Origin of the sequence: Streptomyces sp. BE303, assembly GCF_036290945.1 — a bacterium.
Classification (GTDB): Bacteria; Actinomycetota; Actinomycetes; order Streptomycetales; family Streptomycetaceae; genus Kitasatospora.
In genome coordinates this window covers 1-7984 of sequence record NZ_JAQYWZ010000404.1, presented here as the reverse complement: position 1 = coordinate 7984, position 7984 = coordinate 1, and the positions used below count along the sequence as shown (strand labels likewise).

10 protein-coding genes are annotated in these 7984 nt (G+C 70.7%); 4 read left to right on the top strand and 6 right to left on the bottom strand.

Annotated elements, in window-relative coordinates; genetic code table 11:
- Positions 1–292 (top strand): NAD(P)-dependent oxidoreductase (locus tag PUR56_RS07015; protein WP_329948267.1); only part of this gene is annotated, 292 nt, incomplete at its 5' end.
- A 369-nt stretch (positions 293–661) separates the two neighbouring features.
- On the opposite strand, the gene PUR56_RS07010 is transcribed toward PUR56_RS07015, so the two are convergent.
- The gene (locus tag PUR56_RS07010) at positions 662–868 is read right to left on the bottom strand and encodes a hypothetical protein (protein WP_329885021.1); all 207 of its coding nucleotides are present in this window, start codon (positions 866–868) and stop codon (positions 662–664) included.
- 920 nt (positions 869–1788) lie between these two features.
- On the opposite strand from PUR56_RS07010, the gene PUR56_RS07005 reads away from it, so the two are divergent.
- Positions 1789–2166 (top strand): MerR family transcriptional regulator, encoded by a 378-nt coding sequence (locus PUR56_RS07005; RefSeq protein WP_443034451.1) that lies wholly within the window; start codon positions 1789–1791, stop codon positions 2164–2166.
- Positions 2167–3416: 1250 nt separating this feature from the next.
- Positions 3417–3701 (top strand): helix-turn-helix domain-containing protein, encoded by a 285-nt coding sequence (locus PUR56_RS07000; protein WP_329948268.1) that lies wholly within the window; start codon positions 3417–3419, stop codon positions 3699–3701.
- 551 nt (positions 3702–4252) lie between these two features.
- On the opposite strand, the gene PUR56_RS06995 is transcribed toward PUR56_RS07000, so the two are convergent.
- Both PUR56_RS06995 and PUR56_RS06990 read right to left on the bottom strand, forming a co-directional pair.
- Entirely contained in the window at positions 4253–4591 is a 339-nt protein-coding gene (locus PUR56_RS06995) for an RNA polymerase-binding protein RbpA (protein WP_329885019.1), read from the bottom strand.
- 306 nt (positions 4592–4897) lie between these two features.
- Positions 4898–5065, bottom strand: a complete 168-nt coding sequence (locus PUR56_RS06990; protein WP_329948266.1) for a hypothetical protein — start codon at positions 5063–5065, stop codon at positions 4898–4900.
- Positions 5066–5236: 171 nt separating this feature from the next.
- Here PUR56_RS06990 and PUR56_RS43305 point away from each other — a divergent pair, with 171 nt between their 5' ends.
- On the top strand, positions 5237–5449 hold the full coding sequence (locus tag PUR56_RS43305; protein ID WP_443034452.1) for an STAS domain-containing protein: 213 nt from the start codon (positions 5237–5239) through the stop codon (positions 5447–5449).
- Here the strand turns inward: PUR56_RS43305 and PUR56_RS06985 are convergent.
- The 3 genes from PUR56_RS06985 to PUR56_RS06975 all read right to left on the bottom strand — a co-directional run.
- Positions 5439–5816 (bottom strand): CBS domain-containing protein, encoded by a 378-nt coding sequence (locus PUR56_RS06985; RefSeq protein WP_329948265.1) that lies wholly within the window; start codon positions 5814–5816, stop codon positions 5439–5441. The genes PUR56_RS43305 and PUR56_RS06985 overlap by 11 nt on opposite strands.
- A gap of 134 nt (positions 5817–5950) precedes the next feature.
- A complete protein-coding gene (locus tag PUR56_RS06980) occupies positions 5951–7498 on the bottom strand; it encodes a DEAD/DEAH box helicase (RefSeq protein ID WP_329948264.1) in 1548 nt (515 codons plus the stop codon).
- Between the two features lie 365 nt (positions 7499–7863).
- The coding region (locus PUR56_RS06975; RefSeq protein WP_030397760.1) for a cold shock domain-containing protein at positions 7864–7984 on the bottom strand (121 nt) is incomplete at its 5' end.

Sequence of the window (7984 nt, the reverse complement as noted above, 5' to 3'; positions counted from 1 at the left end):
TCTGGTCGACAGCGCGGCCCTGGTCGAGACGCTGCGGGCCGGCCGGCTCTCCGGCGTCGGCCTGGACGTCTACGAGGAGGAGACCGGCGTCTTCTTCACCGACCGCTCGATCCAGGGGATCGCCGACGACACCCTCGCCCGTCTGGTCACCTTCCCCCAGGTGCTGGTCACCTCGCACCAGGCCTACTTCACCCGCACCGCGGTCGGCCAGATCATCGACGCCACCGTCCGCAACGTGGACGACTACGCCGCCGGGCGCCGCGGCGAGAACGTCCTCGTCCCGAAGAAATGACCCGACAGGCGTTGCTCAACTGCGGTAAAAACATGGGACGTTGACGCTCATCGTGAAGATCCAGGGTCGATCGGACTCAATCCCGATCGATACCCAGTCGGGTTCACGTTCGTACATAGATGCCCGCCCGAGCACGCCTTCGCGGCGGCCGACTCGAAGCCCCCCCGCCTTGGCCGCAGCCTGGTCCTCACGAAGGCGACGCAAAGCGGCACCCCGCCCTGGTGGGCAAGTGACGGGGGTCGGCGCCGTGACGCACGCCTCGCCCGAGTGGGCAACCTGCGGCAAGGACTTCCCTGCTTTGCGGCCCCGGCCGATGGCGAGTCCCGTGTCTCCGTTCCCGAGGTCCCCGACTCGGGGTGGGGTGGGGTTCTATCGCTTGCCATCACGGGTGCGGGGCTGGAGGGCTCGGCGCAGGGCGGGGAGGTCGGCGAGGGTGGCCTGCTCGGCGAAGCGGGCCAGGAGCCTGCGCAGCGCACGTTCGTCGCGGTCGTGGACGGCCTCGGCCAGGGCGGTCAGTAGGGATGCTTGCGTGTGGACGGGTGTGCGAGCCGTCGCCACATTCTGTGCGTCTTCCATGGTCACCCGCCTGCTCGTTGCCCCTGGTCGGCCGGGGCGTGGTTCGCTTCTATGTGCGGGCCGCAGGCTACCTCCCCTTCGAACATCGAAAAATCTATGCCGGGCAGAGTAGACATTGGCGAAGGGTCTGGTTAGTGTTTCTCTCGTAGCAAGCAGTCAGCGGGGCCCGCCAGACACGAACTGGCGGGAGCAGTACGGAAGTTCGCAAGTCTCGGTGCGGTTGCGGAGTCCTGAAGCCAGGGTTGGTGCAGTACGGCGGCAGGGCTGGCGGCCGGGCCGGGTGGCCCGCAGTGATCAGGGGCCACCGCCAGCCGGTACCGCAGGACACGAAGTAGTGCATGACGAGTAGGTGAAGTTGACGTTGCGTCGCAGTCACCGGTGGTTGAGGTGTGCGAGGTCTCAGCAAAGGCGCCGGCTGCGGGCGCGCGTGCTGGGAGGTCCGGCAGTGGGGTTCTAAGCCAAGCAGGTTGAGCAGGGCAGGCGACGGGGCTGGCTGCCGGACAGGTGGTGGGCCTTCAGGGACACCACAGCGGTACCAATGCAGTTCGCAGCACCAAGCAGTACAGGTGTGAATCACGTAGGACCAGCAGGTGCAGTACCAGCAGTTCGCAGGATGTGCAGTGCTGTAGAGGAAGAGACGGAGGGCGCTAGCGCCATCAGGATCGCCCGGGCGTGGAGTTGAGCAGTTGCTGTCCGGGCGGACACCGCAGACCCCTCAAGGTACGAAGGTTGGTGGTTTCCGGTCACGCATTTGCGATCCCCGCGATCCTCCTCCCACGAGGAGTTGCGGACACAAGGACCGGCTCAGGGCCGGTAGATGGTGAAGTTCCCCTTCGGGGCCCCGGAGCCGATACGGCACCGGGGCCCCTCCCGCGTCCCCGCCCACCCATATGAACCCGACTCCCATATGAAGAGGTGCAGTGACCGCAACCATCCACCACCCCCTCCCCCCCGCAGCCGCAGCCGCAGCCGCAGCCCACGATCCGGCCGGCCGCCTCGACGATGACGACTACCCCGCCTACACCACGGGCTGCGCCGCCGAGATGACCGGCACCACCGCGGGCTTCCTGCGCTCCCTCGGCGAGCACGGCCTGATCACCCCTGCGCGCTCCGGCGGCGGCCATCGCCGCTTCTCTCGCCGCCAACTGCGGATCGTGATGCGCGCCCGCGACCTCGTCGACCAGGGCACCGCCGTCGACGCCGCCTGCCGCATCATCATCCTCGAAGACCAACTCGACAGGGCCCGGCGCACCAGCGAACAACTCGACCGTTCCCGCAGGCAGCACAGCAGCGCCTGAACAGCACCGGCGCCGCCGCAGAGGCGGTGGCGCCGACCCCACCGGCGCGGCACGGCGACCCGCTCAGCTGCGCCGACCGAGTATCGGACTGGAGCGGCGCCAACCGGAGCAAAGAGTGGCGCGACCCTCCGAGGCTCTGCTGATCCGCCTGGACGTGGTCGGCGTCGACCACGTCCTTTGAACATCCGCCACGAACGCCCGCCCCACGGTCCCGGAACAAGCCGCCGGCCACCGTCGTGCAGCCGACCCGGAGCAGCCCCGCCTGCCCCCGCAACGCCACCTCCCACCCCCAAGGGAGCTGGGACGTGTGTGCGGACTGCTGTCGCCTCAGGCGGTTCCCGTCTTCACCCGGCTGCGCGTTGCCCCTGGTGCGGTGGGTCGAGTTCACTCCTGCGTGTGAGCCGGAAGGCTACCTGCGCTTCGAACACGGCAAAATCTATGCTGCCCGGAGTAGACATTGGCGCAGGGTGTGGTTAGTGTTTCTCCCGTAGCAAGCAGTCAGCGAGGCCCGCCAGACACGAACTGGCGGGAGAGAGTTCGCAACTCTCGGTCCGGTTGCGGAGTTCCGAAGCCAGGGTTGGCGCAGTACGGCGACGGGACTGGTAGCCGGGCCGGGTGGCCCGCAGTGATCAGGGGCCACCACCGAGCAGTACCGAAGTAGGCGCAGTACAGCAGGTGAAGTTGGATCGCAGTCACCGGTGGTTGAGGTGCGCAGGATCTCGGTAAAGGCGCCGTGCTGCGGGCGCGCGTGCCGAGCTGTCCGGCAGCGGGGTTCCAAGCCACGAAGGTTGAGCAGGATCGGCGACGGGGCTGGCTGCCGGCGAAGGTGGGCCGGTACGGACACCACAGCAGTGCCAGCAGGTGGCAGTACGCAGTACCAGCAGTTGTCAGTGATGCAGAGGATGAAACGGAGGGCACAAGCGCCATCAGGATCGCCCGGCCCGTCAGATGAGCAGTCCTCGTCCGGGCGGACACCGCAGACCCCACGGTATGAAAGATGGTGGTTTCCGGTCACGCATACGCGATCCCCGCACGCTCCATCCGATGGGGCAGTGCGGACACAAGGACCGGCCCAGGGCCGGTAGATGGTGCTGTTCCCCTTCGGGGCCCCGGAGCCGCAATGGCGCCGGGGCCCCTCCACGCGTTCCCAGAACCGGATTCGAAGAGGTGCAGTGACCACGACCATCAACCGACCCACCACCCCCGACGCCGTCAGCTCGTTCGATGACGACGACTACCCCGCCTACACCATGGGCCGCGCCGCCGAGATGACCGGCACCACAGCCGGCTTCCTACGCGCCCTCGGCGAGCAGGGCCTCATCACCCCCCTACGCTCCGACGGGGGGCACCGCCGCTTCTCCCGCTACCAACTGCGGATCGCGATGCGCGCCCGCGACCTCGTCGACCAGGGCACCGCCGTCGACGCCGCCTGCCGCATCATCATCCTCGAAGACCAACTCGAAGAAGCCCTGCGCATCAACGAACAGCTCCGCGGAGGCCGCCCGACCGGGCAGCCTCCCGCCGCCGACACCTGACCCCCAGCCCGCCCGGCCCGCCGGCGGGGAGCGGTCAGCGGTGAACGCCAAGCCCTCACCGCCACGCACACCGCTCGCGAGGACCACTCCGGGGCTGCCCGGCGGCGCGGCCTGGGCGCTCCCCTGAGTTCACTCGGGGCCGTTCATCGGCTACCGTTCTGCCCGAGTTCATGACGCGTGCCCCGCGGTGTGGGCCCGGCCCCGGCTTTTTGCCGTCGGCCGGCCCACGCCCCGCGCTCCCACCGGCCGGGCAGCCGTCCCATTGAGGGCCGGATCGGTTGGGCCGACAGCAGAACCCAGCGATGCCAGCCTGTGCAGATCCTCGCCCTCACAGCCCCCGACAGGATCGCTGTCGCGCCCGCCGCAGCGTCCACACCGCGGTTCGACACACTGCCGAGCCACCAGAGCCGCGCCGCGCCCTGACCGGGGAGGGGAGGAGCGGCGTCGCCGCATCCCGAGCACGTTCGGGCCTCGCCGTCAGGCTGTGCCCGCTGGCGAGGCCGGATGGTGGTGGCTGTTCACTGGCTGGTGCGGCGGTCAGCGGTCAGCGGTCAGAACGTGCCGCGGAGTTTGGCCAGTGCCTCGTTGAGGAGTATTTCGCCGTCTTCGCGGGTGCGGCGTTGGAGCACGTAGGCGAAGTGGGTCTTGAAAGGCGTGCTGCCGGGCGCTTCCGGGGTGTTGTCGGGGTCGGTGCCGGCGGGCAGGCCGCACCGGCGGCAGTCCCACAGCTCCGGGGCCTCGACCCCGACCGCGAAGCGGGGCCGGCTGTGGTGGCCGTTGCCGCACCAGAACGACACCGCAACGCGGGGCGCCAGGTCACCACGCTCGGACTCACCCATCGGGCCCGACCCGATCCGTGCACCCCTCAGACCGCCATGTCCCTGCGCCACGTTCGCTCTCCTCGCCACCGTACCCACCCCTCCCGGACACCCCGCGAGGAGCGCTCAGCGTACGACGACCACTCCTCCGCGCAGCAGAGCGCCGGCACCGCCGAGGACAACCACGCCTCACTGGACATCCAGAGACGAAGCAGCCGGCAGCGTAGGCGGGGTTCGGCGGCCGGCACCGCGGCCTTGGTCTACCGGGCGAGAAAGGCTGTTACAGCCTTTCCGCCGAACGGGCGGCGGGTCACCCTGGTCTTCCGCCGGCGCCCACTCGCCCCACTGGGCGCAGCGCGAGCACATCCTGCCGATCGTCTAGGCGTTCAGCGGGACCTGCGCCGTCGTGGTGTCCCGGGCGCGGAACTGGGGGCAATCCGCGCCGGCGCGGAGCTTGGCGCTCTTGCTCCGGGCGGAGTGCACGGTGATGGTCGCGCCGAGGAACTCACCGGGCGGGACATCGGCGGCGAGCGGGCTCTCGAGCACGTCACTCCCCTATCGGTCTCGGCTTGTGAGCCTGGACCGGCCCTCTGACAACGGCCGCGACCGAGCTCCGACGATGGGTGTCGGCAGCTGCGGTGACCGCCTCGCCGTTCTGGATCGCGCCCAGCCGCTCAGCAGGCCGGCCGAACTGAGACTCATGGACGGGTCGACGCCCTGCCCGATCCGGTCCTGCGGGACCGGCCGCTGCGCGAGGCCGCGCGAACGGGCAGTCAGTCGTCCCGGGTCGCGTTCTGCGACTCCAGCGGTCTCAACGCCCTCATCCGGGCCTACCAGAAGGCCCGTGAAGCGGGCACGGAACTCCGTTTGCTGAGCCCGACCGCACCGGTCGCGGCCCTCCTGCGCCGACAGGCCGGTTCTAGACACTGAGCAGGCCGATGGCGTGGCCGTCGTGGTCGACGACCGGCCACACGGCCAGGCCCCGGGCGCGCATGGCGGCCGCCGCAGTGGCCGCGGGCATGGCGGCGGTGGCGAACGGGGCCCGGTCGAGGACGATGTCGCGTACCGGGGTTCGTGCGGTGGTCCGGGAGTGGGCGTGGAACGGGGCGAGGTGCCGCCGGGTCAGGAGGCCCGCGCAGCGGCCGTCGTCGTCGCGGACCAGGAGGTGGTCGGCGCCGGAGCCGTGGAGGATGTGGATCGCCACGTCGAGCATGACGTCGTCGCTGATCTGGAGCTCGGGGTGGGTCATCAGGTCGCGGACCGTGGTGGCGGCGGGGCGGTCGAGGGTGAGGGTCATGGGCGGACTCCTTGGGGGTCGCTGCCGCCGAGGCCGGCGGTGGTCGTGGCACTGACGACGGTGGGACGGCCGGCGGGGTCCGCCGGGGCGGGCCCGGACCGCGGTGGCGGTCCGGGCCCACACGACGTCTACTGCTAAGCGGCGAGGGCGACGCGTCGGGGTGCCCGGCGGCGGCCGGAGGAGCCCTGGCCGGCTCGGCTCGTGGTGGCAGCTGCGGTGTCGCTGCCGGCGCGGGTGGGGCGGCCGCGGCGGTTGCGGCTCGTGGACGCGCTGCGGCGGGGGCGTTCGACGACGGGGGCGGCGATCACGGTGGGGATGCCGGTGGGCGTGCGGGCCCCGGTGATGCGGGCGAGGTCCTCGTCGCCGGCGCTGACACGGGTGGTGACGGGGGTGATGGCGGCCGTGTTCATCATGCGGGCCATCTCGCGGCGCTGGTTCGGCAGCACGAGGGTGACGACGGTACCGGACTCGCCGGCCCGGGCGGTGCGTCCGCCCCGGTGGAGGTAGTCCTTGTGGTCGGCCGGCGGGTCCAGGTTGACGACGAGGTCGAGCCCGTCGACGTGGATGCCGCGGGCGGCGACGTTGGTCGCGATGAGCGCGGTGACCTGGCCGGTGCGGAACTGCTCCAGGGTGCGGGTGCGCTGGGGCTGGGACTTGCCGCCGTGCAGGGCGGCGGCCTTCACGCCGTTGGCGAGGAGGTCCTCGACCAGGCGGTCCGCGCCGTGCTTGGTGTCGGTGAACATGATCACGCCGCCGTCACGGGAGGCGATGTGGGCGATCGTGGCGTTCTTGTCGAAGTTCTGCACGTGCAGCACGTGGTGCTCCATGGTGCTGACCGCCCCGGCGGACGGGTCCACCGAGTGGGTGACCGGGTCCTTGAGGAAGCGGCGCACCAGGCGGTCGACGTTGCGGTCCAGGGTGGCGGAGAACAGCATCGTCTGGCAGCCCTCGGCGACCTGGTCGAGCAGTTCGGTGACCTGCGGCAGGAAGCCCATGTCGGCCATCTGATCGGCCTCGTCGAGGACCGTGATGCCGACCCCGTCGAGCTGGCAGTCGCCGCGCTGGATCAGGTCCTTGAGCCGGCCGGGGGTGGCGACCACGACCTCGGCCCCGTGGTTCAGGGCGTGGGCCTGGCGGCCGATCGACATCCCGCCGACCACGGTCGCCATGCGCAGTCGCACCGCGTGGGCGTAGGGGGTGAGGGCGTCGGTGACCTGCTGGGCGAGTTCGCGGGTGGGGACCAGTACCAGGGCCAGCGGGCGGCGGGGTTCGGCCTTCCGGCCGGCGGTGCGGGCAAGCACGGCCAGACCGAACGCGATGGTCTTGCCGGAGCCGGTGCGGCCTCGTCCGAGGACGTCGCGGCCGGCGAGCGAGTTCGGGAGCGTGGCGGCCTGGATCGGGAACGGCGTGGTGACGCCCTGGCGGGTCAGCACCGACAGCAGCGCCTTCGGCATGTCCAGCTCGTCGAACGCTTCGACGGCGGGCAGCGCCGGGGTGGTGCTGACCGGCATCGCGAACTCACCCTGGGAAGAGGAGCCCTGACGGGAGCTCCGGCCGCCGGCGGGCCGGTCGCCGTAGAAGGAGCCGCCGCCGGAGCGGGATCCGTAGGAGCTGCCGGAACGGGCGGAGGCCGAGGAGCGGGAGTTGGTGTTCTGGTACGGGGAGCGACTGGAGCGGTTCATGCGAAACCTTCCTGGGTCGGCACGTCGCGAGGAGGCTCCGCAGCGCGGGGCGCCGGCAGGAGGCCGCAAGGGAACGGACCGAAATGTGGAGAGCGGGGCGTGGACGGTGAAACCGTGCGGCACGTCACCTGCGGTCGGCGCTCACCGACAGTGCGGGAGCGAAGATCCTCGAACCGTGGGATGTCACGGCAGGGCGGCGATCCGGACGCGGCGCTGTGCGTCTCGCGTGGGGACGGCCGCCGGTGGCGGAGCCAGGGGGCCTGAACGGGCCGGGGAATGCGCGTGGCGCAATGCGGAGGGGCCCGCACCGGGCATCATGTACGCGGTGCGGGCCCCTCGCTACCAGGCGGGTGCCGTGGCAGAAACTACAGCGGACGAATGTTCTCGGCCTGCGGGCCCTTCTGGCCCTGCGTGACGTCGAACTCGACCTTCTGGCCCTCGAGCAGCTCACGGAAGCCGTTGGCGTTGATGTTCGAGTAGTGGGCG